This is a genomic window from Halotalea alkalilenta (assembly GCF_001648175.1).
GTDB lineage: Bacteria > Pseudomonadota > Gammaproteobacteria > Pseudomonadales > Halomonadaceae > Halotalea > Halotalea alkalilenta_A.
Window position 1 is genome coordinate 3,446,071 of the sequence record NZ_CP015243.1, and the last position, 24,897, is coordinate 3,470,967.

Consider the following 24,897-nt stretch of genomic DNA (forward strand, 5'->3'; position numbering starts at 1 on the left):
TTCCTTACCATCGTTTCGTTATGACGCCGCGCGACTCATTCGCGCGGCGGCGGCGATGCCAGCACTTCGCGAGCGCCGTTGGTGCCCATGCTCGACACCACGCCAGCCCGCTCCATCGCCTCGACCAGTCTAGAGGCACGGTTGTAGCCGATCTTGAAGTTACGCTGCACCGACGACACCGAGACGCGCTGGGTCTTGGTCACGAACGCCACGGCCTCGTCGTAGAGCGCATCCTGCTCGGCATCCGAATTTCCATCGCCTTCGGCCTCGAGCCCGGTCAGCGCCTCGGCGCTGACCTCGCCGGAGAGGATTTCCTCGACGTACTCGGGCTTGCCGCGCAGCTTCCAGTCCTCAACCACCCGATGCACCTCGTTGTCATCGACGAAGGCGCCGTGCACCCGGACGGGGGTACCCGCACCGACCGATAGGTAGAGCATGTCACCGTGGCCGAGCAGGCTCTCCGCACCGCCCTGGTCGAGGATGGTGCGCGAATCGATCTTGGAGGAGACCTGGAAGGCGATCCGCGAGGGGATGTTCGCCTTGATCAGGCCCGTGACCACGTCGACCGAGGGCCGCTGGGTCGCGAGCACCAAGTGGATGCCGGCGGCGCGTGCCTTCTGCGCCAGCCGGGCGATCAGCTCCTCGACCTTCTTGCCGACGATCATGAACATGTCGGCGAACTCATCGATCACCACCACGATGTAGGGCAGCTTCTCGAGCGTCGGATGCGGCTCGCCGGCCTGCCAGGGCTCCGGCTCCCACAGCGGATCGGCAACCTGGGCGCCGGCGGCGTGGGCCTCATCGAGCTTGTCGTTGAAGCCACCGATGTTGCGCACGCCCATCTTGGACATCAGTTTATAGCGACGCTCCATCTCGGCGACGCACCAGCGCAGCGAGTTGGCCGCCTCCTTCATGTCGGTGACCACCGGCGCGAGCAGATGGGGGATATCGTCGTAGACCGAGAGTTCGAGCATCTTCGGATCGATCAGGATCATCCGCACCTGCTCGGGGGTCGACTTGAGCAGCATCGAGATCAGCATCGCATTGACCCCGACCGACTTGCCCGAACCGGTGGTCCCGGCGACCAGCAAGTGAGGCATCCGTGCCAGGTCGGCGACCACCGGCTGGCCACTGATGCTTTGTCCCAGCGCAATGGTCACGGGCGATGCGGCGTCACGATAGGCCGAAGTGTCGAGCACCTGGCGCAGGCGGATCATCGCCCGGGTCGGGTTGGGGATCTCGATGCCGACCGTCGGACGGCCCTGGATCACCTCGATGACGCGCACGCTCTTGACCAACAGCGAACGGGCGAGATCCTTCGACAGGTTGCTGATCTTCGAGCTCTTCACCCCAGCGGCGGGGCGAATCTCGAACTGGGTGATCACGGGTCCCGGAGATATCTTGACCACTTCCGCCTTGACCCCGTACTCCTTGAGCCGCATCTCGAGCAGCTCGGCCATGTCGTCGAGCTCTTCCTGGGTATAGGAGGGCTGGCTGACCCCGGCTGGCGTCAGCAGCGCCGTCGAGGGCATCTCGCCCACCGGCTCGGCGAACTCGGTGGCGGGGCGCTGATTCTGCAGGTGCTCGACGGTCCACAGCCGCGGCGATACGGCATCCACCGGCTCGTCGTCGAGGGTGAACGGCGCATCAAACTCCTCGCCCGCATCGGTGGTCTCGAACAGCGCGCGGGGAGCATCGGTGTCGTCTTCATCGTCGAGGCGCGGCTCGCTACGCGACGCAGCAGCGCTATGCAGCTCAGGCTTGCGGTGCCGGTCGTCGTCATCGAAGGCGGCCTCGTCCAGCTCGTCGTCGAGCGCCGAGAAGCGCCCCAGCGACGGCGTCTCACCATCGTCCTCGGCCACCAGGCGCGCTCCGGCCGGCTCCTCCTCGATGAGCGGCGCTCGCCGTTCGGTCCGCGAGGCGCGCTCGGCATCCTCGCGCGCGACCAGCGGCGGTTCGAACACTGGCGCATCGGTGGATGCGGCGCTGCCGGCGACAGCGTGCCCACTCGCCGCGACACCGGCGGCGACGCCGAACGCCTCACCGGCGCCGATCCGGATGCGCGGCTTCGCGCTCGGCGCAGTGGCCGCTCCGGGGGCCAGCGTATCCTGCGCCGCGGCCGTCTGATGGCCGAACCCTTCGGGAATGCGCCGCCGGGTGACATCGGCGTAGGGCGGCGGCGGGTCAACCACCTCGGGCTCGAGTTCGGCCGCCGGTGGCGTGGGTACCAGCCGTTCGCCCGCCTCGGTCTCCTCTACTTCGACCGCGCTCGTAGCGCTCCAACGGCTATCGCGCAGCGCCTCATTCTCTTCGTCCTCCTCGAGCCGCAGCTCCGGTATGGCAGCAGCGGCCGGAGCTTCCGCGCGCAGTGGTGCGGCGTCTCGACTCCGATCGGATTCGCCATGGTGTGACGGCTCGTCATCGCGATGAGCGACCAGCGGAGCGAAGGTTTCGGGCTCCTGCGCCAGCTCGTCGGAAGTGCGCCGGGAGGGCGCCTGCTCGACGCGCTCCCAAGGAATGTCGTGGCCGCCGTCGCTGCGCTCATCGTAGATCTCGAAGCGCGGCGCGCGGCGCTCGCTGTCCTGGCCTGCGAGATCGTCATCGCCAAGGCTCGGTTCGCGCTCGGTGTCCGCCGTCTCGGCCTTCGCCTGGCTGGCCCTGCCCATGAACGGAAGCCCCAGCAGACGCTTCCAGCGCGAAGGGCGCGAGGCCTCATCGGCCTCGTAGGCGGGCTCGTCGCGATCATCGCGCCTGGCCTCGAGCGGTTCGTCCCGCTCGGGCGCCTGTTCGCGCAGATGGTAGGGATCATCTTCGGCGTGATAGGTATCGTAGGCGCTGGCCCGTGCCTCCAAGCGCTCGTGACGCAGTGCCCGCCGCGCGGCGATATCGTCACGCACCGAGCCGAGCCGCGCGCCGCACCAGCGCGACACCCGCAGGATCGCCTTGCCGAGCTCGTCCATGATGCCGAGCCAGGAAGTGTTGGAGAGCAGCGGGAAGCCGCCGAGCAGCAGCGCCAAGGCGACGAGGGTGGTGCCATGCACGCCGATCAGATCGATCAGCACGCTGGAGAGCCCCTCGCCTACGATCCCGCCGTTGTTGTAGGGCAGATCGCTTTCCGGCTGATAGAAGTGCACCGCACTGAGGATGCAGCTCCCCAGCAGCACCAGCATCAGCCCCCCCACCCTCACCGCCAAGGCAGTGGGATCCCAAGCAAAATGCGCGATTCGGGTACGGATCAGCCGCCAGCCGGCGAAACCGAAGATCGCCGGCCACCACAGCGCGCTGTTGCCGAGCAGCGAGAACAGCACATCGGCCATCCAGGCGCCGCCCCGGCCCATCCAGTTACCGATACTCGCTTCCGGACCGCTGCTCGACCAGCCGGGGTCGGAAGGCGCGTAGCTGAAGAAAGCCAGCAGTAAAAAGGCGCAGACGGCCAGCAACGCGACCGCCACGCCGTCCTTGGCGGCGCCTTGCAGCCGCGCGGTGAAACGCTGCGTGGCCTCACGCTGGCTGCGGGTCGAGGCACGGGCGCGGGCCTGCTGTTTCTTACGCGTGGTGACCGGTTTACGCTTACGGTTGGTGGTTGCCTGCGGTCGTTTGTTGCCACTCAATGTCGCCATCCCCTACGCGCCGGAAACCGGCGCTCTCCCGATCGGGGATCAGCTCGGCGACGCAGGGTCGCCGAGCTGATCCCGAGAAAATGAAACCAGGCGTCTTCCATGAACCCTGGGGCGCCATCTTCGTCCATCAGGCCATTAGATTCATGCCTCGCCGTCACTGGCGCAGCGAATGGAAGAATGATGGCACACCCTGAACGAATCGACCGGTGGCCACGATCCTTTGGATCGCAGCGGCTCGCGCCTGGAGGTCGACCCGCGCTCGGCCCATCATACCTAGGCGACCTCCGCCGTCACAGCTCTCTCTACCAGGGCGAGTGCAAACCCGTTGGGTCAAGGTGTATCGATCGTTTAGGCTGGTGAGTTCGATTGCACTAGCGTAACGAGATGTCACCCAGGAGGCTTTATCCATGAGACCACCATCCTATCCTTCACCTCGATCGCTCCCGACCGGGACATGCGACCAATGACGGATGCGCTGGTACCCGCCTGGCTCGGCGACGGGCCGGTGCGCTTCCCCGATGTCGAGCTTTCGCTGCGCGAACCCGATGGACTCCTCGCCGTGGGCGGCAGGCTGACCTCCGAATGGCTGCTCGCCGCCTACCAGCGCGGAATATTTCCCTGGTACAGCCCCGGTGAGCCGCTGCTGTGGTGGAGCCCCGATCCTCGCATGGTGCTCTACCCCGGGGAGTTCCGCCTGCGCAGGAGCCTGGCCAAACGCATTCGCAACGGCGGCTTCACCATCACCCTCGACCATGACTTCGAGGGAGTGATTCGCGCCTGCGCCACCTCGCGCAGCGAAGGCACCTGGATCAGCGCGGAGATGATCGGCGCCTATGAGCGTCTCTATCGCCTAGGCCACGCCCACTCGGTGGAAGTATGGCAGCACGGAGAGCTCATCGGCGGGCTCTACGGTGTCGCGCTTGGCCGGGTGTTCTTCGGTGAGTCGATGTTTTCGCGAGTCAGCGACGGCTCGAAGATGGCGCTGGCGCTGCTGGTCGAATTCCTGATCGAACGCGGATTCAGCCTGATCGATTGCCAGATGCACACCCCCCACCTGGAGCGTCTCGGCGCGCGTCTGATCCCTCGGCGAACGTTCAGCGAACATCTCACACGCGACTGCGCAACGATCGAAGCTGGCGAGCCAGGAAGCTGGCGCGCTATCTTGACACCGTGAGTACGGGCGCCGGGCGAGCGACCCGCCACCTCGAGCATCGCGATGGTGCTTCACTGCGCTTCGGAGATGGCCCATGAGCTTTGACGCATCCCCTTTGCTGACTCGACAGCTGCGTTTCTTTTTGACCGTCCCCCACCCTTGCAGCTATCTGCCCGGGCAGGAGGCGACCACGCTGTTTCTCGACCCGAACACTCCCGTCGACCTCGCGACCTATTCGGCGCTGACCCAGCTCGGCTTTCGCCGCAGCGGCCAGCACCTGTATCGACCGCACTGCGCGCACTGTCGCGCCTGCGTGTCGGTACGCATCCCGGTTCAGCGGTTCACCCCGGATCGCAGCCAGCGCCGAATCATCAAGCGCAACCAGGACCTGTCGATACGCGAGGTGCCGGCCCGCTACAGCGAGAGCTACTATGCGCTGTATGCCGCCTATATCGACGCGCGCCACGCCGACGGCGACATGTACCCGCCAACTCGCGAGCAGTTCCGCTCCTTTCTGACTTCGCAATCGCACTTCGCTCGCATGGTGGAGTTCCGCCTCGACAGCGAACTGCTGGCCGTAGCGGTGGTAGATCGCCTGCCCGATGGGCTTTCGGCGATCTATACGTTCTACTCTCCCGACCCAAGCCTCGGTGCACGCTCTCTCGGCAGCTACGCGATTCTCTGGCAGATCCGCCGCGCGCTGGAAAGAAGGCTCCCCTACGTCTACCTGGGGTACTGGATCGAACAAAGTGCGAAGATGCGCTACAAGCAGCGCTACCGCCCTCTCGAGTACCTCCAGGGGCAGCAATGGCGTACGCTGCCGCTGGAGTAATTTTTGCCTGAGTCAAGACCTTGTGACATAATACTGCGCTATTCTTACCACGCCGACAGCGACTCCCGCCCTTTCAATGCGGTCTTCGACGCTCGCTCGCGGCGAACGTGGGAAGCGAGACACCGGCGCGCCGTAATGCGTTTGCCCCTTTGACCCAGCACTCTGATGCGAAGGTCGGGTACGCTCGGCGCGTTTCTAAAATCCCTGGAGGAAAAGCCTATATGGCACGTGAAGACCATATCGAAATGGAAGGCGTCGTCGTCGACACCCTGCCCAACACCATGTTCCGCGTAGAACTCGAGAACGGCCACATCGTGACCGCTCACATCTCCGGCAAGATGCGCAAGAACTACATCCGCATTCTCACCGGCGACAAGGTCAAGGTCGAACTGACTCCTTACGACCTCTCCAAGGGTCGCATCGTCTACCGTTCGCGCTGAGCAGCATCACGCCCGATTCAGGTCGGTGACAACCGGCCGCTGGGCGAAGCGCCTCAACTCCGTTTCGCCCCTCCCCCACCAGCTCTCGTTCCCATCTCCGTGCGAGCCTCCTGCATCGGAGCGCTGCCGATACCGGCCCCAGCATCCGGAGCATGACGCCATAGCCGCCCTCTGGCGCGCCTGACCTCGACGATGCCAGGTTCCGGAGCGTGAAGAAAGAACGGCGCTCTCCTTGCGGAGAGCGCCGTTCTTCACTTCTACACCATCTTCTCGCATAGACCTTGAGGACGATCCTCAGGCGACTTCCGCCTCGGTCGCGAGATGGAGCTCACCACCTTCCACGGTGACGTGGACGATGCCGCCGTGCGCTGCCAGATCACCGAACAGGATCATCTCGGCAAGCGGTTTCTTCAGCTGCTCCTGGATCAACCGCGCCATCGGCCTCGCCCCCATGTCGGGATCATAGCCGCGCTCGGCAAGCCAGCTGCGCGCCTCCTCGTCGACATCGAGCTGCACCCGCTTCTCGTCCAGCTGCGCTTGGAGCTCGACCAGGAACTTGTCGACCACGTTGCGCACCACGCTCATATCGAGACTGTGGAACTGGATGATGCCATCGAGACGGTTGCGGAACTCGGGCGAGAAGGTCCGGCGAATCACCTCCATCGCATCCGTCGAGTGGTCCTGATGCTGGAAACCGATCGAGCGGCGCGATGCCTGCTCGGCACCAGCGTTCGAGGTCATGATCACGATCACGTTGCGGAAATCCGCTTCGCGCCCGTTGTTGTCGGTCAGCTTGCCGTGATCCATCACCTGCAGCAGCAGGTTGAAGACCTCGGGGTGCGCTTTCTCGATCTCATCGAGCAGCAGCACGCAGTGCGGCTGCTTGGTGATCGCCTCGGTGAGCAGACCGCCCTGGTCGTAGCCGACGTAGCCCGGAGGGGCACCGATCAGCCGCGACACGGTGTGCCGCTCCATGTACTCGGACATGTCGAAGCGCACGAGCTCGATACCCATCAGCTGCGACAGCTGGCGTGCGACCTCGGTCTTGCCCACCCCGGTGGGGCCGGCGAAGAGGAAGCTGCCGACCGGCTTGTCCGGGGAGTTGAGACCCGCACGCGCCAGCTTGATCGCCGCCGCCAGGCTCTCGATCGCCTCGTCCTGGCCGAACACCAGCATCTTGAGATCACGCTCCAGGTTGGCCAGCAGCTTGCGATCCGAACTGGAGACGCTCTTCGGCGGAATCCGCGCGATCGACGCGACGATCGACTCGATCTGCTCGACGTCGATGGTCTTGGTGCGAGCCTCGACCGGCAGCAGCCGCTGATGCGCCCCCGCTTCGTCGATCACGTCGATCGCCTTGTCGGGCAGGTGCCGATCGTTGATGTAGCGATCCGCCAGCCGCACCGCGGCCTCCATCGCCGCATCGGTGTACTTGAGCTGGTGATGCTCTTCGAAGCGACCGCGCAGCCCCTTGAGGATGCGAATGGTGTCTTCGACCGAGGGCTCAGGCACGTCGACCTTCTGGAACCGCCGCGCAAGCGCCCGATCCTTCTCGAAGATGCCGCGGAACTCCTGGAACGTGGTCGAACCGATGCAGCGCAGCTCGCCCGAGGAGAGCAGCGGCTTGAGCAGGTTCGAGGCATCCATCACGCCGCCTGAAGCCGCCCCGGCACCGATCACGGTGTGGATCTCGTCGATGAACAGGATCGAGTTCGGCTCTTTTTTCAATTCACCGAGCAGCGCCTTGAGCCGCTTCTCGAAGTCACCGCGATACTTGGTGCCGGCGAGCAGCGCGCCCATGTCGAGGGAGTAGACCACCGCGTCCTTGATGACCTCGGGCACGTCCTCTTCGACGATCCGCTTGGCCAGGCCCTCGGCGATCGCGGTCTTGCCGACCCCGGCCTCGCCGACCAGCAGCGGGTTGTTCTTGCGCCGCCGAGCGAGGATCTGGATCACACGCTCGAGCTCGTGGTCACGCCCGATCAGCGGATCGATGCGCCCCATGCGAGCCTGCTCGTTGAGATTGGTGGCGTAGCCGGTGAGCGGATGGGAGCCCGCTTCGCCGACCGCCTCTTCGTTCTCCTCGCTATCGCGGCTCGCACTCTGCTGACCGTGCCCGTGGCCTGCGACCTTGGAGATACCGTGGGCGATGTAGTTGACCGCATCGACCCGGGCGACGTTCTGCTGCTTGAGGAAGTAGACCGCCTGGCTCTCCTGTTCGGAGAAGATCGCCACCAGCACGTTAGCGCCGGTGACCTCGCTCTTGCCGGACGATTGGACATGGAACACCGCGCGCTGCAGCACACGCTGGAAGCCCAGCGTCGGTTGGGTCTCGCGATCGGTCTGATCCTCGGGAATCAGCGGCGTGGTAGCGCCGATGAACTCCTGCAGATCCGAACGGATCTTGTCGAGATTCGCGCCACAGGCGCGCAACACATCGGCGGCCGATGCGTTGTCCAGCAGGGCAAGTAGAAGGTGTTCGACGGTCATGAACTCGTGCCGCTTCGAGCGGGCCACGGTAAAGGCCGTGTTAAGGGTCAGCTCCAGTTCTTTGCTCAACATAACGGTCCCCTTTGGCCACCTGAGTGGATCACTCCACCCGATCGATATCACACAGCAGCGGGTGCTGGCACTCTCGAGCGTATTCGTTGACAAGATGAGACTTGGTTTCGGCGATGTCGCGGGTGTATATCCCGCAAGTCGCCCTTCCCTGCGTGTGGACGGCGAGCATGATCTGCACCGCCTTCTCCCTGTCCATGGCGAAAAAGGTCTGCAGTACTTCGACTACGAATTCCATCGGCGTGTAGTCGTCGTTCAGCAGGATCACCTTGTACATCGGCGGCTCGGCCAGCTGTGGATCGCTGAGCTGCTCCGCGATGTCGCCCTCCGCCTCCTCATCGGGCCCGATCGCCTGCCCCAGGGGCCCTCGTGATGCCAGGAACCCAGGTTCATGATCTGAAGCACTGTCGAAACTTCTCTTTTCTTCGAACATAAGTGGCCGAACCGATGAAAACAAGCAGAATGTTGAGGATTGGAACGTTACCCCAAGCGAATCCGGCGGGCACCTGCGCCCTCGAGGGCCTCGACCGTCGGTGCGCTCGACGAAACCGATTTGCCACCCGCGCTCCCGACGACTTGATGGAAGGAGGCAACACCGCACGTTTGAGTTTGAGGGAAGGAATACGTCTTTAGCCCAAAGATGGCGTTGGCCAGCCCGGGTTGCAAGGGTCAGGGACGAAATAATCTCAATTGGCGCCATAGCCGGGATCATCTCCCGGTAACGGTGACGCCCGCCCGGACCGAGCGGCCCGGGCGGGGGGATGCTACATATTGGCGGCGACCGCTTCACCGAACTCCGAACACTTCAGGAGCTTGGCGTTTTCCATCACGCGGTGGAAGTCGTAGGTCACCTCCCCCTTGGCGATGGCGTTCTCCACGCCCTGGAGGATCAAGTCGGCGGCTTCGGTCCAGCCCATGTAGCGCAGCATCATCTCGGCGGAGAGGATCAGCGAGCCCGGGTTGACCTTGTCCTGCCCCGCATACTTGGGCGCAGTGCCGTGGGTCGCCTCGAACATCCCCACCGCGTCGGAGCGGTTGGCGCCCGGTGCGATGCCGATACCACCGACCTGGGCGGCGAGCGCGTCGGAAAGATAGTCGCCGTTGAGGTTGAGGGTCGCGATGACATCGTACTCCTCGGGACGCAGCAGCACCTGCTGAAGCATCGCGTCGGCGATCACGTCCTTGATCACGATCCGCTTGCCGGTATTGGGATTGTCGAACGCGTGCCACGGCCCGCCGTCGAGCGGCTCAGCGCCGAACGCCTCGACCGCGACCTCGTAGCCCCAGTTCTTGAACGCCCCTTCGGTGAACTTCATGATGTTGCCCTTGTGCACCAGAGTCACCGATTCGCGGTCGTTGTCGATCGCGTACTGGATCGCCTTGCGCACCAGCCGCTGGGTGCCTTCCTTGGAGACCGGCTTGACCCCGATGCCGCACTCGTCGGTGAAACGAATGTTGGTGACGCCCATCTCCTTGGTGAGGAATTCGATCACCTTGTCGGCCTCGGCGCTGCCCGCTTTCCACTCGACACCGGCATAGATGTCCTCGGAATTCTCGCGGAAGATCACCATGTCGACGTCCTGGGGCTTCTTCACCGGCGTCGGCACGCCCTTGAACCAGCGTACCGGCCGCTCGCAGACGTAGAGGTCGAGCTTCTGGCGCAGCGCCACGTTGAGCGAGCGGATGCCGCCGCTGACCGGCGTGGTGAGCGGTCCCTTGATGCTGACCACATACTCCTGCACCGCACGAAGCGTCTCCTCGGGCAGCCAGGTGTCGGCATCATAGATGGTGGTCGCTTTCTCGCCAGCGTAGACTTCCATCCAGTGGATCTTGCGTTCGCCGCCGTAGGCCTTGGCCACGGCCGCGTCGACCGCGATCTTCATCGCAGGGGTGACATCGACGCCGATGCCATCGCCCTCGATGAACGGGATGATCGGCTCGTCGGGTACGTTGAGGCTGTTATCGGCGTTGACGGTGATCTTCTCACCGCCGGCGGGCAGTTGGATCTTCTCGAAAGCCATGTTCTCTCTCTCGTCTATCGATAGTCGTAGTAATAGGTATTATCGGCTCGGTCCACGAGTATAGACTTCGATCCTAAGCCCTTGATAGGCCATTTACTTTCGACCAAAGGCGGATTGCGCCGACTGTCATGAGCTCGATCTACCTGCTGCATAAACCCTATCTGACGCTGTCGCAATTCACCGACGCGGCAGCTCCCGACGGCGCGCCGCGCGCGACGCTCGCCAAGCTGATCACGATCCCGGGAATCTATCCCGCGGGGCGGCTCGACTACGACAGCGAAGGACTGCTGTTGCTCACCGACGACGGCGCCCTGGCCGCCCGGATCACCCATCCGAAGCACAAGCAGCCGAAGACCTACTGGGTGCAGGTCGAGGGCATTCCCGCGGCCAGCGCGCTCGAGTCCCTGCGCAAAGGCGTGATGCTCAACGATGGCCCCACCCTTCCGGCCAAGGCGCGCATGATCGCGCCGCCCTCGATTCCCGAGCGGGTGCCGCCGATTCGCAGCCGGACCGAGATCCCCACCCGGTGGCTCGAACTGACCATCGTCGAGGGGCGCAACCGGCAGGTAAGGAGAATGACCGCGCATGTGGGCCATCCGACCCTACGCCTGATACGCGTAGCGATCGGCGGATGGCGTCTCGATGGCCTCGCCCCGGGGCAATGGCGGCGCGAAACGCTCCATGCGCCGGTGGGAGCGGTGCCGCGCAGGCCGCCGGGGCGACGGCGCTGAAACGGGGATTTTCGCCGCGGTGTTAAGCCCGGCGCGCGCATCGGGTATAATCCTCGCCCATTCATCAGCGTCCGATGGCGCTGGGACTCGAGTCTAGCGGCCCGCCCGGAGCGGACGGCCGCCTCGCCTTTCACAGAGCGCAGCATGAGCCATTCCCCCCCCCAGGTGCAGATCGCGCGGCCCCCACCGCACCGCGCCCAACCACCAAGGTGATCGTCGGCATGTCCGGCGGCGTCGATTCGTCGGTCACCGCGGCGCTGCTGCTCGAGCAGGGCTATCACGTCGAAGGCCTGTTCATGAAGAACTGGGACGAGGACGACGGCACCGAGTACTGCACCGCCAAGACGGACCTGGCCGATGCCCAGGCGGTGTGCGAGCGTCTCGGCATCCGCCTGCACACCGCCAATTTCGCTGCCGAGTACTGGGACAACGTGTTCGAGCACTTCCTCGCCGAATACCATGCCGGGCGGACACCGAACCCGGACATCCTTTGCAACCGTGAGATCAAGTTCAAGGTCTTCCTCGATTACGCACGGATGCTCGGCGCCGAGCTGATCAGCACCGGCCACTACGTGAACAGCGACGAACAGGGGCGGCTCTACAAGGGGCTGGACGCGAACAAGGACCAGAGCTATTTCCTTCACGCCGTCGGGCACGAGGCGCTGGCGAAGAGCCTGTTCCCGCTCGGCGCGATGGAGAAGAGCGAGGTTCGCGCGATCGCCACGCGGCTCGGCCTCGCCACCGCGCGCAAGAAAGACTCCACCGGGATCTGCTTCATCGGCGAGCGGCGCTTCTCCGATTTCCTGCGCCAATACCTACCGGCCCAGCCGGGCGCGATCGAAACCCCGGAGGGGGAGCGGATCGGTGAACACGTGGGGCTTATGTATTACACCATTGGCCAGCGTCAGGGGCTCGGCATCGGCGGCCTCGCCAATCATCCCGAAGCGCCTTGGTACGTCGCCGGCAAGGATCTCGAGCGCAACGTGCTGGTGGCGGTGCAGGGCAAGCATCATCCGCTGCTCTATGCCGACGAACTGCTCAGCGAGCCGGTCAGCTGGGTCGCGGGCCGGGCTCCGGCGGGCATCGAAAGCGGCCTCGCCTTGACCGCGAAGGTACGCTACCGCCAGCGGGACCAGGGCTGCCGAGTGCGCCTCGATGCCGACGGCGGTGTCAGGGTCGAATTCGACACGCCGCAGCGGGCCATCACGCCCGGGCAGTCACTGGTGCTCTACGACGGCGAACGCTGCCTCGGTGGCGCAGTGATTCGCCAGGCGCTGGCGAGCGATGCCTGCCGGGCGCGCGTAGCCGAGGAGTTTTCCGCATGAATCGCGAACAGCGCCAGGCACTGGCTCTCGCCGGTGTATTCCAGGCCGCCACAGTGGTCGACCAGCTGGCCCGCACCGGTCAATACGACAGTCGCGCCTGGGAGACCCTGATTCGCGCGACCTTGGAGACCAACCCCGAGAGCTTCGAGGCGATCTACGGCTTCGAGCTCGACAACCTCGGCGTCGGCATCGACACCATGAAGCAGCTGTTCGACCGCTCGCCGGCCTCCTCCGAGGTGATGCGCTACGCGCTGTCGCTGTTGCTGCTGGCCAACAAGCTGCACAAGGACGAAGCGATGCTCGACAGGGTCGGCGCAAGGCTTTCACGGGTGCAGGGCCAGGCCCAGCACTTCGGCCCGACGCATGAGAATGTGATCGCAAGCCTCGGCGAGCTCTACCAGGACACCCTGTCCACCTATCGCTACCGGATCGTGGTCAACGGCGATCCGAGCCTGCTCTCGAGCCCGATGATGCCCGAGCGGGTGCGCGCGGTGCTGCTCGCCGGCATCCGCTTCGCCCTGCTCTGGCGTCAGCAGGGCGGCAGGCGCTGGCAGCTGGTGCTGATGCGCGGTCGAATCAAACGCGCCCTCGCCGAGCTGCGCCGATGAGCCGCTTCCCCTTCACCTTTCTTGGACCGACCATGGAACTCTCGACCCTTACTGCCCTCTCTCCCGTCGACGGGCGCTACGCCAGCAAGGCCGACGCGCTGCGCCCCTACTTCAGCGAGTTCGGGCTGATCCGCGCCCGTCTGGTGGTCGAGCTGCGCTGGCTCGAGCGTCTCGCCGCCCACCCAGGCATCGAAGAGGTCGCCCCGCTGTCCGCCGATGCCAAGCGCTTCATCGATGCGGTGATCGATGAGTTCACCCCCGAGCAGGCGCTGCGGATCAAGGAGATCGAGCGCACCACCAACCACGACGTCAAGGCGATCGAGTACTACATCAAGGAGCGCCTCAGCGCGCTGCCGGAGCTCGCTGCGATCAGCGAGTTCGTCCACTTCGCCTGCACCAGCGAGGACATCAACAACCTCTCGCATGCGCTGATGCTGCGCGGCGGCCTCGACCAGGCCATCCTTCCGGCGATGCGGGAGATGACCGCCGCGATCGAGCGACTCGCCCTCGAGCATGCCGGCCAGCCGATGCTCTCGCGCACCCATGGCCAGACCGCAAGCCCGACCACGCTGGGCAAGGAGATGGCCAACATCGCCTATCGCCTGCGTCGCCAGCTCAAGCAGATCGAGGCGGTCGAGCTGCTCGGCAAGATCAACGGCGCGGTGGGCAACTACAACGCCCACCTCGTCGCCTATCCAGAGATCGACTGGGACGCCAATGCCCGCGCCTTCGTCGAATCGCTGGGGCTGAGCTTCAATCCCTACACCACCCAGATCGAGCCGCACGACTACATCGCCGAGCTGTTCGATGCGGTGATCCGCTTCAACACCGTGCTGATCGACTTCAACCGCGACGTCTGGGGCTACATTTCGCTCGGCTACTTCAAGCAGCGCACCGTCGAAGGCGAGATCGGCTCCTCGACCATGCCGCACAAGGTCAATCCGATCGATTTCGAGAACGGCGAGGGCAACTTCGGGGTCAGCAACGCGCTGCTCACCCACCTGGCCCAGAAGCTGCCGATTTCGCGCTGGCAGCGTGACCTCACCGACTCCACCGTGCTGCGTACCCTCGGTACCGGCCTCGCCCATGCACTGATCGGCTATCAGTCGACGCTCAAGGGCATCGGCAAGCTCGAGGCCAACCCGACGCGGCTCGGAGAGGACCTGGAGGCCAGCTGGGAAGTGCTGGCCGAACCGATCCAGACGGTGATGCGCCGCTACGGGATCGAAAAGCCCTACGAGAAGCTCAAGGAGCTGACCCGTGGCAAGCGCATCGACCAGGCGGGATTCGCGGCCTTCATAGACACCCTGGCACTGCCCGAAGCGGTCAAGGCCGAACTGAAGACCTTGACCCCTGCGAGCTACACCGGCAACGCGGCAGAGCAGGCCCGCACGCTCGACGAGCGAGGAGCATTGCGATGAATGCCCCACTGGGAGAGTTCGGCCTGGAGCGATTCCTCGCCGAGTACTGGCAGAAAAAACCGCTGCTGATTCGCGGTGCGTTCCCTGGGTTCGTCTCTCCGCTCGAGCCCGAGGAGCTCGCGGGCCTCGCCTGCGAGGAGGGGGTCGAGGCGCGCCTGGTCGAAAGCGTGGGCGCGGACGGCAAGCCCTGGGGGCTGAGTCACGGCCCCTTCACCGATGCCACCTTCGCGCGGCTGCCGGAGCAGGACTGGACCCTACTGGTCCAGGCGGTCGATCACTACGTGCCGGAGGTCGCCGAACTGCTCGAAGCATTCGACTTCATTCCGCGCTGGCGGCTCGACGATTTGATGGTCAGCTATGCGCCCAAGGGCGGCAACGTCGGTCCCCACGTCGACAACTACGATGTCTTTTTGCTCCAGGGCAGCGGCCAACGCCGCTGGCAGCTGGGGGGCTGGATCGGCGAGGAGGCGGCGATCGTCGACGGCGTCAGCCTGCGCATCCTCGCCGAGTTCACCGTCGAAGCCGGCCAGGACTGGGTGCTCGAACCCGGCGATATGCTCTACCTGCCACCGCGTATCGCCCACCATGGGGTCAGCGTGTCGAACGACTGCATGACCTACTCGATCGGCTTTCGCGCCCCATCGGCCGATGAGGTGATCACCTCCTGGGCCGACTATCGCGGCGAACAGCTCGGCGAAAGCCTGCGCTACGCCGATCCCGACTTGGCCCTACAGGACCCTGGACTGCTCGACGATGCAGCGATCGAGCGAGTGCGCGCACTGATACTCGAAAGCCTCGACGATCGCACCCAGATGGCCCAGTGGTTCGGCCGCTACATGACCCAGACCAAGTATCCCGACCAGCTGGTCGCGCCGGACCCGCGCATCGAGATCGACGAGCTGAAAGAGGCGCTCGAGCAGGGCGTGCCGCTCGAGCGCACACCCGGTTCGCGCTTCGCCTATCGTCCCGGCGAAGCCGGGCGGGCGACGCTGTTCGTCGACGGAGATGGGCTCGACTGCGCCCTCGCACTCGCCCAGCTACTCGCATCCAACGAGCCGCTGGAGGCGTCACTGCTCGACGGCGCCGAGGCACAGGAGTTGCTCGTGACGCTGGTCAACCGGGGCAGCCTGTCGCTACTCGAGGACGAAGATGAAGAGGACGACGAGGAGTGAACGATTCGTCCACGGCGGTGCCTCAGAGAAAGCGCCATGGCGCTGACTCTGATCTTTTCTATAGTGTCGGAACCCATCAACGCTTAGAATGGGATTGAAAACAGTGTTTTCAATCGTCGCGACGCATGCGCGCGATGCTTTGAGCCTTAGGAGACCTTGCATGAACCGTTATATCAAGATCGCCGCCGTCGCTGCACTGGGTTCCATCGCCCTTGCCGGCTGCGCCAACCAGCCCTACTCGGGCAACACCTACAGTGGCGCCCAGGCACAGACCGCTCAGAGCGTCAGCTACGGCACCATCACCGGCATCCGTCCGGTGACCATCCAGGATGACAGCAGCGGCTTCGGCGGTATCGGCGGCGCGGTTCTCGGCGGCCTGCTCGGTAACCAGGTCGGCGGCGGCTCGGGCCGTACCATCGCCACCGCCGTCGGTGCGATCGGCGGCGCCGTCGCCGGCAACCGTGTCGAGGGCAGCATGGACCGCACCGCCGGCATGGAAGTGCAGGTCCAGCGCGACGATGGCCAGAACCTGGTGATCGTCCAGCAGGCCGACAACACCTACCAGGTCGGCCAGCGCGTGCGTCTGGTCGGCTCCGGCACCAGCCTGCGCGTCGCGCCCTACTGAGTTTACTGAGCGCGTTTTCCTGGAGGTATCGGCGCCCTCGCGGGCACCGGCCGCATGCTGACGGGCCCCACTCCTTCGGATGGGGCCCGACTTTTTTGGCCGCCAGCTCGGCGGAAAGCGGCCCCGGCTGACTCTGCCCTGCCCCTCCTGCCCCTCCCCCGGCTATCCCCTGAGAGTGCAGATTGGATTAAGCTGGCCGTGGCCCACGGAAGCGACCGTGAAAGACCCAAAAAAAGCCAGCATCGCAGGGAAGCCCGAATGAAACGTCTCGCCGCACTGCCTTTCGCACTCTTGCTCATCGCCCCACCCGCCATATCGCTCGCCCACGCCGAGGTACTATCGCTCAAATGGGACAATGACCTGTTGGCAGGCGAAGACGGGCACTACACCAATGGCCTCGAATTCGCATGGGGCTTCATTGCCGACGAGCAGCATTGGACCCAGCGTTTCTCGCGTGCGATTCCTCTGTGGTCGGGCGATGCCAGCGCGGTGAGCTATCGTTTTGGCCAGCAGATGTACACCCCGGAGAAGATCGACGTCCGCGCACTGCAGCCCGATGATCGTCCCTACGCCGGCTATCTCTACGCCGGACTATCGCTCTACAAGCGCCACCAAAGCGGTGCGGTCCGGGTAGCCGAGAGCCTGGGATTCGACGTCGGGATCGTCGGCCCCGCCGCAGGCGCCAAGCCGATCCAGCGCGGCGTGCACGAGGTGACCGGAAGCGATAGGCCCGAAGGTTGGGGCAACCAGCTCGGCAACGAACCGATCCTGAGCCTGACCTACCAGCGCGCCTGGTGGCTGCACCACGGGCTCGGCGATGGTTTGGCCTTCGAGTATGGCCCCAACCTGGGCTTCGCCGTCGGCAACCTCTACGACTATCTTTCGCTCGGGCTTGGTGTGCGCATCGGCAACCGCTTGGATGGCCTCTTCGCCACGCCGGGCAATGCTCCCTACTCAAGCTTCGAGCCGCTGTTCACCACCGGCCCAGGGCTTGGCTGGTACCTTTTCGCCGGTGCCAATGGCCGTTTCATGGCGCACAACCTGCTGCTCGACGGCAACACCTTCGAATCGAGCCACAGCGTCGACCGGCGCAGCTGGGTCAACGATCTGACCCTGGGCGGTGCGCTGACCTTCGACAGCTGGAACCTTGCCCTGACGCTGACCAATCGCTCTCGCGAGTTCGAAGGCCAGGATGGCGACGACACCCTCGGCAACCTGACCCTCTCGACCTGGCTGCGCTAGCGTCATCCGCACCAACGCCGACGCCGGCAAGGAAAACCTCCCTCGCCGGCGTCGGCGTGTGCCGCTCAGTCGTTCCATTCACCCTCGAGCGGCTCCTGGCGGTCGAAGACCACTGCGGAGAGAACCGCGCAGAGCGCGAAGAGCATCACCAGGACGATCCATACGAAGTACCACATGTTGCTGTCCCCCTTTTATCGGGTCATGGAGTCAATAGAGCGCGTGTGCGTCACGTTCGATCTCGGCCACGCGCACCCGCCTCCACATCTTGACGTAGCACCAGCTGGTATAGGCGAGGATGACCGGCGTCATCACCAACGCGACCCAGAACATCACCGACAGGGTCAGCTGGCTCGAGGTCGCATCCCATAGCGTCAGGCTCGCCTCGGGCTGAAGACTTGAGGGCATCAGGAACGGGAACATCGCCACCCCCGCGGAGGCGATCACCGCGGCCACGCTCAACGAACTGGTCACCAGCGCCAGGCCCGAGCGTGAGCCCCAGGCCAAAAACCAGGTGGCCAGAATCATCACCATCCCCAGCATCGGCGCGAGCCACGCGTGGATTCCCACGCCGTCGAGCCAGGCGGCTCCGACCACCTGCTTGTCGAGCAGACGCATCGCGCCCGAAGCGTCCCCGATCGCGGCGAGCCGATAGCCCATGCCCGAGGCGATCATCCACACGCCAGCGAGCAGATAGAGCATCAGCAGAAGCGGCCCGGCGCCGAGTACTATGCGTCTCGCCCGCATGGCGACCCGCTCATCGGCTCGCGCCATCAGCCAAACCCCGCCATGAATGCTGAGCATCAGTACCGAGACCAAGCCGCAGAGCAGCGCGAACGGATTGAGCAGCCCGAAGAAGCTGCCGGCGTAGCTCGCCCGCATCAGCCCATCGACCTCGAGCGGCACGCCCTGGAGCAGATTGCCGAAAGCGACGCCGAAGACCAAGGCGGGTACCAGACTGCCGAACCAGATCAGCCAGTCCCAGCTGGCACGCCAGCGAGTCGACTCGATCTTCGAGCGGTAGTCGAAACCTACCGGGCGGAAGAACAGCGCCAGCAGTACCAGCAGCATCGCAAAGTAGAAGCTTGAGAACGCGATCGCATAGACCACCGGCCAAGCGGCGAAGATCGCCCCACCGGCGGTGATCAGCCAGACCTGGTTGCCATCCCAGTGCGGCGCGATGGTATTGATCGCCGAGCGCCGCTCGGCGTCACTGCGCCCCACCACCGGCAGCAGGATGCCGGTCCCCATGTCCATGCCGTCGGCGATCGCGAAGCCGATCAGCAGCACGCCGATCAAGCACCACCAGATCAATTTGAGCAGTTCGTAGTCGAGCATCATCGCTTCCTCGGTATCCCAGGCCGCCGGCGCGGGCGGCGCATTCTTTCGTCTTGTGTCTCAGACGCCGCTTGCCAGGCTCTGCACCGGCTCGCTGGTACGCTGCTCGTGGTGATAGCGCCCGGTATGCAGCGACGAGGGACCGAGCCGCGCGAAGCGGAACATCAGCCACATCTCGACGATGAGAAGACCGGTGTAGACGGCGATGAAGCCCAGCAGCGAGATCCAAAGATCACGTGGCTCGAGCGACGAAACCGCCATGAAGGTGGGCAGCATCTCGCCGATCGACCAGGGCTGGCGGCCGAACTCGGCGACGAACCAGCCGGCTTCGGCGGCGATCCACGGCAGTGGAATCGACCACAGGCACAGGCGCAGGAACTTCGGATGCTCGATGAAACGCCGCTTGAGGCTGATCCAGACAGCGAAGGCGAACACCGCGAGCATCGCCACGCCCGCGGCGACCATGATGCGGAAAGCGAAGAACAGCGGAGCTGCGTTGGGAATGCTGTCGCGTGCGGCCTGCTCGATCTGGGCGAGCGTCGCGCTAGCGGGATCCTCGGTGTAACGAAGCAGCAGCATGCCGTAGCCGATATCCGCGACGTGCTGGTCCAGGATCGCCCGGGTCTCGCTGGAATCATCCCCTTCGCGGATTCGCACCAACGCGGAATAGCCGACCGCGCCACTGGCGATGCGCTGGACGTTCTCCTCGATCAGATCCCGAAGCCCGGTCACCGGGGTATCGAAGGAGCGCGTCGCGATCAGCCCGAGCAGATAGGGTATGCGCAGCGCGTAACGGGTCTCCTGCGCCTCTTGGTCGGGAATGCCGAACACAGTGAACGATGCCGGCGCGGGCGCGGTATGCCACTCGCCCTCGATCGCCGCCAGCTTGTATCTCTGCACCTCGCCTAGCGCATAGCCCGATTCATCGCCGAGGAAGGTCACACCGAGCGTCGAGCAGAGCCCGAAGATCGCGGCGAGCCGAAACGAGCGCTTGGCGAAAGCGAGATCCCGCCCCTTGAGCAGGTACCAGGCGCTGATACCGAGCACGAACAGCGCACCGGTGACATAGCCTGCCATCACGGTATGGACGAACTTGACCTGCGCCACCGGATTGAAGATCAGCTCAGACAGGCTCTCCATCTCCATGCGCATCGTATCGGGATTGAACACCGCCCCCACCGGATGCTGCATCCAGCCGTTGGCGACCAGGATCCAGAGCGCGGAGAAGTTAGAGCCGAGCGCGACCAGCCAGGTCACCACCAGGTGCTGGCGCTTGCTGAGCCGGTCCCAGCCGAAGAAGAACATGCCGACGAAGGTCGACTCGAGGAAGAAGGCGACCAGGCCTTCGATCGCCAGCGGCGCACCGAAGATGTCACCGACATAGTGGGAGTAGTAGGACCAGTTGGTGCCGAACTGGAACTCCATGGTCAGCCCAGTGGTGACCCCGAGGGCGAAATTGATCCCGAACAGCTTGCCCCAGAACTTGGTCATGTCCCGATAGATGGTCTTGCCGGTGACCACGTAGGTGGTCTCCATGATGGCCAGCATCACGGCCAGTCCCAATGTCAGCGGCACGAAGATGAAGTGATACATCGCTGTCAGCGCGAACTGCCAGCGGGATAGCTCTACCAGGGATTCAGAGATCATGAGGGTGTCTCGCGGTTTCGAGCGTCCACAGACGCCGCTATCGTCTATGCGATTTCTCCCTGACAAAGACCACACTCAGAGAGTGGTCATAAGTCTGCTCCTCGCCGCGCCGAGTAGGCTATCGGACAGATTGTCGCACTATAAATAGGGTCTTTATCTTCCTTCAGAGCGCTGAAAAGACCGACTGACACGAATCGATAGTTTTTTTTCATCTTCTTCGAGGAACTTTTACAGGCTGGGGACATGACAAATCGAACAGTGTTTTCTATAGTGTGCGCACGCTCCTGAAAAGATAGGTTTCAAACCCCAGGGAGCACTTTCAGGTCCGCCACATGCCAGCAATGGTAGTGCAACGGATTCGTGACGGGCCCAGATGTTCAGGATGGGCGGATTCGCCCAGAGCAAGGAGATACGCATGAAATCGGTCAAGATTCTTTCCGCCGCGATCATCGCCGGCACCGCAACCTTCGGCGCGCAGCAAGCACTGGCTTACAACTCCGGTGACTTCTTCGCCCGCCTCGACGCTACCCGCACCACTTCGACCGCGAGCGGCGATTTCGACGATCAGCGCAGCTTCACAGGCGCGCTGGGCTGGATGTTCGCAGACAAGTTCGGTGTCGAGTTCAACACCGTCGGCCAGCGCCAGGATCTCGAATTCTCCCGCAACGGCCAGGACCAGAGCGCGAAATACCGCCCCTACAGCCTGCTCGCGCAGTGGTATCCGCTCGGCGGCACCGGTGCTCAGGTCCAGCCCTACGTCGGCGCTGGTGTGACCTACACCCAGTTCGACGACCGCAGCCTGGCAGGCGGCGGCAGCATCGACAGCGACAGCTGGAACGGTACCGCGCAGCTGGGTCTCGACTACTTCCTGACCAGCTGGCTGGCGGTGAACGGCAACGTTCAGTACACCGACATGAGCATCAAGGGCAGCCAGGGTATGAAGCAGGACTTCGACCCGCTGACCGTCGGCGCAGGTCTGACCTTCCGCTTCTAAGCAACATTAGAGCGACGGTTCGAACCGTCCCCGCCAACGCCGCAGTGCCATTTTGGTGCACTGCGGCGTTGCTTTAGGTACAAAAGATGGCACGGCGGACCAATTGATCTATCATTGGTGGGACGAATAAACGCTGATGCTGCGCAAGCGTTTCGTCAGCGCTCGGAAAAGCATCATTCAAGGGACTAAGGAATCATTCACATGAAGACTGCAAAGGCTCTCACTGCAGCCCTTATCGCGGGCGGCACCCTGTTCGGCGCACAGCAGGCGCTGGCCTACAACGCTGGCGACTTCTTTGCACGCATCGACGCAACCCGTGTCGAATCGACCTCGAGCGGCACCTTCGACACCGAGCGCAGCTTCACAGGCGCCCTGGGCTGGATGTTCGCCGACAAGTTCGGGGTCGAGTTCAACACCGTCGGTCAGCGTCAGGATCTGGACTTCACCTACGGCGGCAATGACGCAACGCTCAAGTATCGTCCGTTCTCCCTGCTCGCCCAGTTCTATCCGCTCGGCGGAACCGGCGCTCAGGTCCAGCCCTACATCGGTGCCGGTGCGACCTACACCAGGTTCTCCGATCGCGACCTTCCCGGTGGCGCCCGCGTAGACAGCAACAGCTGGGATCCGACCGCACAGCTCGGTGTCGACTACTTCCTCACCGACTGGATCGCGATCAACGGCAACGTGCAGTACACCAGCCTGCGCCCGGACGTCGACAATGGCATCAGGGACGACATCAAGATCGACCCGCTCACCATCGGTGCCGGTGTGACCTTCCGCTTCTAAGACGGTCTCCGTCTGGTTGCACACGCCCCGCCTTCGGGCCGCCCCGGAATCTCCAACTTCCGGATCGGCCCGAAGGCGGGGCGTTTTCGTTCAGCCCAAGCACTCTCAGGTCTTCATTGCAGCATCTCATCGGGCAGTGGAGAGCCATGGTATTTCTGGTAGATCTCGTTGAGGCGGCCGTTGCGGAGATTCTCCGCCACCCACTCATTGAGCTTCTCCATCAGTTCTGGCTCGTTCTTACGCAGGCCAATGGCAAGATCGAAGGTCGTGATCAGGAACTTCGGCTCGAACGCCAAGTTGGTGTTGCGCTGACCTATCTGGTTGACCAGCGTTTCTGAAGTCGCAACGAACCGGGCTTGGCCACTCACCGCCGCGGTCACCATCGTCGCGTCATCGTCGTAGCGCGCCACGTTGATCCCCCGTTCGCCGGCTATCCGGGTCAGTTCGGCGTCCTGGGTGGTGCCTCGGGTGACGGTGACCCGCTCGCCGCGCAGGTCCTCCCAGTCGCTGACGTCGACGGCGGCCGGCGCACCTATGACCGAGCGCAGCGCGGCGTAGGGCGCGGAGAAATCGATCACCTCGGCGCGCTGAGGGGTGACCGAGAGGGTCGAAATGACGATATCGGCCTTGTTGGTCTGGAGGTTGGGTATTCGTGTCGCTCCGGTGGTCTCGACGATCTCCAGCTCGAGCCCCCAGTCCTCGGCCAGGAGCTCGGCGGTCTCCACATCGGAGCCGACCGGCCGCAGGCGGTCATCGAGCATACCGGACGGTGGGATGGAGAGATCGATGGAGACACGAATCCTGCCCGCCTCCATGATCTCCTCGTAGGAGTTTGCCGCCGCTGTCCCGATCGGTGCGATGAAGATGCCGACCACGGCGCCGATGGCTGTGATATGTCCTAGCCGGTTCATGATCTTTTCACCTCGACTGTGGCTGTGGATTTTGGACCCGCGCGTTCAATGCAGCTCGTCACCGATGAACTCTCTGAGCTCGGGCGTCCGGGGGGAGGTCAATATGTCGGTGGAACCTGACTCGTGGACGTAACCCTGGTGCATGAAAATCACCTGGTCGGCGATCCGGCGGGCGAAGTTCATCTCGTGGGTCACCATGATCATGGTGATCCCGGACGCCGCGAGCGCTTCGATGACCTTGAGCACCTCGCCGGTGAGTTTCGGATCGAGTGCCGAGGTCACCTCGTCGAAGAGCATCACCTTGGGCTCCATCGCTAAAGAGCGCGCAATAGCGGCCCGCTGCTGCTGACCACCGGAGAGCTGCTCCGGATAGTTCTGCGCCTTCTCCGAAAGCCCTACCTTGGCAAGCGACTCCAAGGCGATCTCACGCGCGCGGTCACGGCTGATCTTCTTCACCGATCGGGGCGCGAGCGTGATGTTCTCTTCGATGGTGAGATGCGGGAACAGGTTGTAGCTTTGGAACACGATGCCGACATCGAGTCTCAGTTTTCTAAGATCCAGTTTGGGATCGTTGACCCGATGGCCGCATACCACGATCTCCCCGCTGTCGATCAGCTCCAGGCGGTCGATGCATCTGAGCGCCGTGCTCTTTCCCGACCCGCTCGCACCAATCAAGGCCATGACCTCTCCGGGCTCCACCGAGAAGGAAACGCCCTTGAGTACCTGCAGCTTGTCGAAGCTCTTTTTCACATCCTTGAGCATGACGATGGACATGAATTTCTCCCCATGAATGACTCATCTCAAGCGGATACGGCCTTGAGCGCACGCAATCTCGCCGCGCCACTTCGCTCCAGGCGCCGGCTGAGTGCCGACACAGGAAAACAGAGGCAGAAGTAGATCAGCGCGACGATGATGTAGATCAAAAACGGCTCGAAGATCGAGTTGTTGATCAGCTGTCCCGCGCGAGTAAGCTCGACGAATCCCACCACCGAGGTCAGCGAAGTGTTCTTGATGATCTGCACTGAGAAACCGACCGTTGGCGGTGTCGCAATGCGAATCGCCTGTGGCAGGACGACCTTGAACAGGCGCTGGGTGCGCGAAAGCGCCAGGCATTCAGCCGCCTCCCATTGCGCCTTCGGCACCGACTCCAGGCACCCACGCCAGATTTCACCGAGGTACGCGCTGACGTAGATGGTCAGCGAAACCCCGGCGGCCAGCAGGGGGGAGATCGAAAAGCCCAGCGACGGAAGCCCGAAGTAGATCAGAAACAAGATGATCAGCAGCGGCGTGCCCTGAACGATCTGCACATAGACTGCCGCCAGGATGCGCAACAGCCTGAACGGAGAGGTTCTCCCGAGTGCGACGAGAAATCCGCCGGCGCCGCCTCCGAGAAATGCCATCAATGAGAGGATCAGCGTCCAGAAGGCACCGGTAAGCAAGAACTGCAAGTGGCCGGGATTTATCGCAGTGGTCAT

General features: G+C 63.9%; 21 protein-coding genes. 12 read left to right on the forward strand and 9 right to left on the reverse strand.

The window, feature by feature from the left end; genetic code table 11:
• Positions 1–35: 35 nt before the first annotated feature.
• Positions 36–3,611, reverse strand: a complete 3,576-nt coding sequence (locus A5892_RS15400) for a DNA translocase FtsK (protein ID WP_064124549.1) — start codon at positions 3,609–3,611, stop codon at positions 36–38.
• Positions 3,612–4,074: 463 nt separating this feature from the next.
• Between A5892_RS15400 and aat the strand changes: the two genes are divergently transcribed.
• From aat to infA, 3 genes are all read left to right on the forward strand, one after another.
• The gene (aat, locus tag A5892_RS15405) at positions 4,075–4,794 is read left to right on the forward strand and encodes a leucyl/phenylalanyl-tRNA--protein transferase (protein ID WP_223302697.1); all 720 of its coding nucleotides are present in this window, start codon (positions 4,075–4,077) and stop codon (positions 4,792–4,794) included.
• 73 nt (positions 4,795–4,867) lie between these two features.
• Complete coding sequence (locus A5892_RS15410) at positions 4,868–5,605, forward strand: arginyltransferase (protein ID WP_150123567.1); 738 nt, start codon at positions 4,868–4,870, stop codon at positions 5,603–5,605.
• A 221-nt stretch (positions 5,606–5,826) separates the two neighbouring features.
• Positions 5,827–6,045 carry a translation initiation factor IF-1 gene (gene infA, locus A5892_RS15415; RefSeq protein WP_025732678.1) on the forward strand — a complete coding sequence of 73 codons (219 nt, stop codon included), beginning with the start codon at positions 5,827–5,829 and terminating at the stop codon, positions 6,043–6,045.
• Positions 6,046–6,339: 294 nt separating this feature from the next.
• Here the strand turns inward: infA and clpA are convergent, their stop codons facing one another.
• From clpA to icd, 3 genes are all read right to left on the reverse strand, one after another.
• Complete coding sequence (gene clpA / locus A5892_RS15420; protein ID WP_064123533.1) at positions 6,340–8,607, reverse strand: ATP-dependent Clp protease ATP-binding subunit ClpA; 2,268 nt, start codon at positions 8,605–8,607, stop codon at positions 6,340–6,342.
• Between the two features lie 28 nt (positions 8,608–8,635).
• Positions 8,636–9,037 (reverse strand): ATP-dependent Clp protease adapter ClpS, encoded by a 402-nt coding sequence (gene clpS, locus A5892_RS15425; RefSeq protein WP_082890499.1) that lies wholly within the window; start codon positions 9,035–9,037, stop codon positions 8,636–8,638.
• 331 nt (positions 9,038–9,368) lie between these two features.
• Positions 9,369–10,625 carry an NADP-dependent isocitrate dehydrogenase gene (gene icd, locus A5892_RS15430; protein ID WP_064123534.1) on the reverse strand — a complete coding sequence of 419 codons (1,257 nt, stop codon included), beginning with the start codon at positions 10,623–10,625 and terminating at the stop codon, positions 9,369–9,371.
• Between the two features lie 128 nt (positions 10,626–10,753).
• Here icd and A5892_RS15435 point away from each other — a divergent pair, with 128 nt between their 5' ends.
• The 7 genes from A5892_RS15435 to A5892_RS15465 all read left to right on the forward strand — a co-directional run bounded on the left by A5892_RS15435 (position 10,754) and on the right by A5892_RS15465 (position 17,749).
• Entirely contained in the window at positions 10,754–11,356 is a 603-nt protein-coding gene (locus A5892_RS15435) for a pseudouridine synthase (RefSeq protein ID WP_064123535.1), read from the forward strand.
• Between the two features lie 209 nt (positions 11,357–11,565).
• Positions 11,566–12,681, forward strand: a complete 1,116-nt coding sequence (mnmA, locus tag A5892_RS15440; protein WP_223302698.1) for a tRNA 2-thiouridine(34) synthase MnmA — start codon at positions 11,566–11,568, stop codon at positions 12,679–12,681.
• The gene (hflD, locus tag A5892_RS15445; RefSeq protein WP_064123537.1) at positions 12,678–13,289 is read left to right on the forward strand and encodes a high frequency lysogenization protein HflD; all 612 of its coding nucleotides are present in this window, start codon (positions 12,678–12,680) and stop codon (positions 13,287–13,289) included. Before mnmA ends, hflD begins: the two co-directional genes overlap by 4 nt.
• Before the next feature lie 32 nt (positions 13,290–13,321).
• Positions 13,322–14,710 (forward strand): adenylosuccinate lyase, encoded by a 1,389-nt coding sequence (gene purB, locus A5892_RS15450; RefSeq protein ID WP_064124553.1) that lies wholly within the window; start codon positions 13,322–13,324, stop codon positions 14,708–14,710.
• A complete protein-coding gene (locus A5892_RS15455) occupies positions 14,707–15,882 on the forward strand; it encodes a cupin domain-containing protein (RefSeq protein WP_064123538.1) in 1,176 nt (391 codons plus the stop codon). The genes purB and A5892_RS15455 overlap by 4 nt, the downstream gene beginning before the upstream one ends.
• A 160-nt stretch (positions 15,883–16,042) precedes the next feature.
• Positions 16,043–16,507, forward strand: coding sequence for a glycine zipper 2TM domain-containing protein (locus A5892_RS15460; RefSeq protein ID WP_064123539.1), 465 nt, complete (start codon positions 16,043–16,045; stop codon positions 16,505–16,507).
• A 258-nt stretch (positions 16,508–16,765) separates the two neighbouring features.
• Positions 16,766–17,749 (forward strand): lipid A deacylase LpxR family protein, encoded by a 984-nt coding sequence (locus A5892_RS15465; RefSeq protein ID WP_064123540.1) that lies wholly within the window; start codon positions 16,766–16,768, stop codon positions 17,747–17,749.
• Between the two features lie 207 nt (positions 17,750–17,956).
• On the opposite strand, the gene cydB is transcribed toward A5892_RS15465, so the two are convergent.
• Positions 17,957–19,084, reverse strand: a complete 1,128-nt coding sequence (gene cydB, locus A5892_RS15470) for a cytochrome d ubiquinol oxidase subunit II (RefSeq protein ID WP_223302699.1) — start codon at positions 19,082–19,084, stop codon at positions 17,957–17,959.
• Between the two features lie 60 nt (positions 19,085–19,144).
• The gene (locus tag A5892_RS15475; RefSeq protein ID WP_064123542.1) at positions 19,145–20,731 is read right to left on the reverse strand and encodes a cytochrome ubiquinol oxidase subunit I; all 1,587 of its coding nucleotides are present in this window, start codon (positions 20,729–20,731) and stop codon (positions 19,145–19,147) included.
• A gap of 415 nt (positions 20,732–21,146) precedes the next feature.
• Between A5892_RS15475 and A5892_RS15480 the strand changes: the two genes are divergently transcribed.
• Both A5892_RS15480 and A5892_RS15485 read left to right on the forward strand, forming a co-directional pair.
• Positions 21,147–21,725 carry an OmpW/AlkL family protein gene (locus A5892_RS15480; protein WP_064123543.1) on the forward strand — a complete coding sequence of 193 codons (579 nt, stop codon included), beginning with the start codon at positions 21,147–21,149 and terminating at the stop codon, positions 21,723–21,725.
• A 201-nt stretch (positions 21,726–21,926) separates the two neighbouring features.
• Positions 21,927–22,511 (forward strand): OmpW/AlkL family protein, encoded by a 585-nt coding sequence (locus A5892_RS15485; protein WP_064123544.1) that lies wholly within the window; start codon positions 21,927–21,929, stop codon positions 22,509–22,511.
• 113 nt (positions 22,512–22,624) lie between these two features.
• On the opposite strand, the gene A5892_RS15490 is transcribed toward A5892_RS15485, so the two are convergent.
• From A5892_RS15490 to A5892_RS15500, 3 genes are read right to left on the reverse strand one after another with little or no spacing between them, the layout of a single operon-like run.
• The gene (locus A5892_RS15490) at positions 22,625–23,422 is read right to left on the reverse strand and encodes a transporter substrate-binding domain-containing protein (protein ID WP_064123545.1); all 798 of its coding nucleotides are present in this window, start codon (positions 23,420–23,422) and stop codon (positions 22,625–22,627) included.
• Positions 23,423–23,467: 45 nt separating this feature from the next.
• Complete coding sequence (locus A5892_RS15495; RefSeq protein ID WP_064123546.1) at positions 23,468–24,196, reverse strand: amino acid ABC transporter ATP-binding protein; 729 nt, start codon at positions 24,194–24,196, stop codon at positions 23,468–23,470.
• A 26-nt stretch (positions 24,197–24,222) separates the two neighbouring features.
• A complete protein-coding gene (locus A5892_RS15500) occupies positions 24,223–24,897 on the reverse strand; it encodes an amino acid ABC transporter permease (RefSeq protein ID WP_064123547.1) in 675 nt (224 codons plus the stop codon).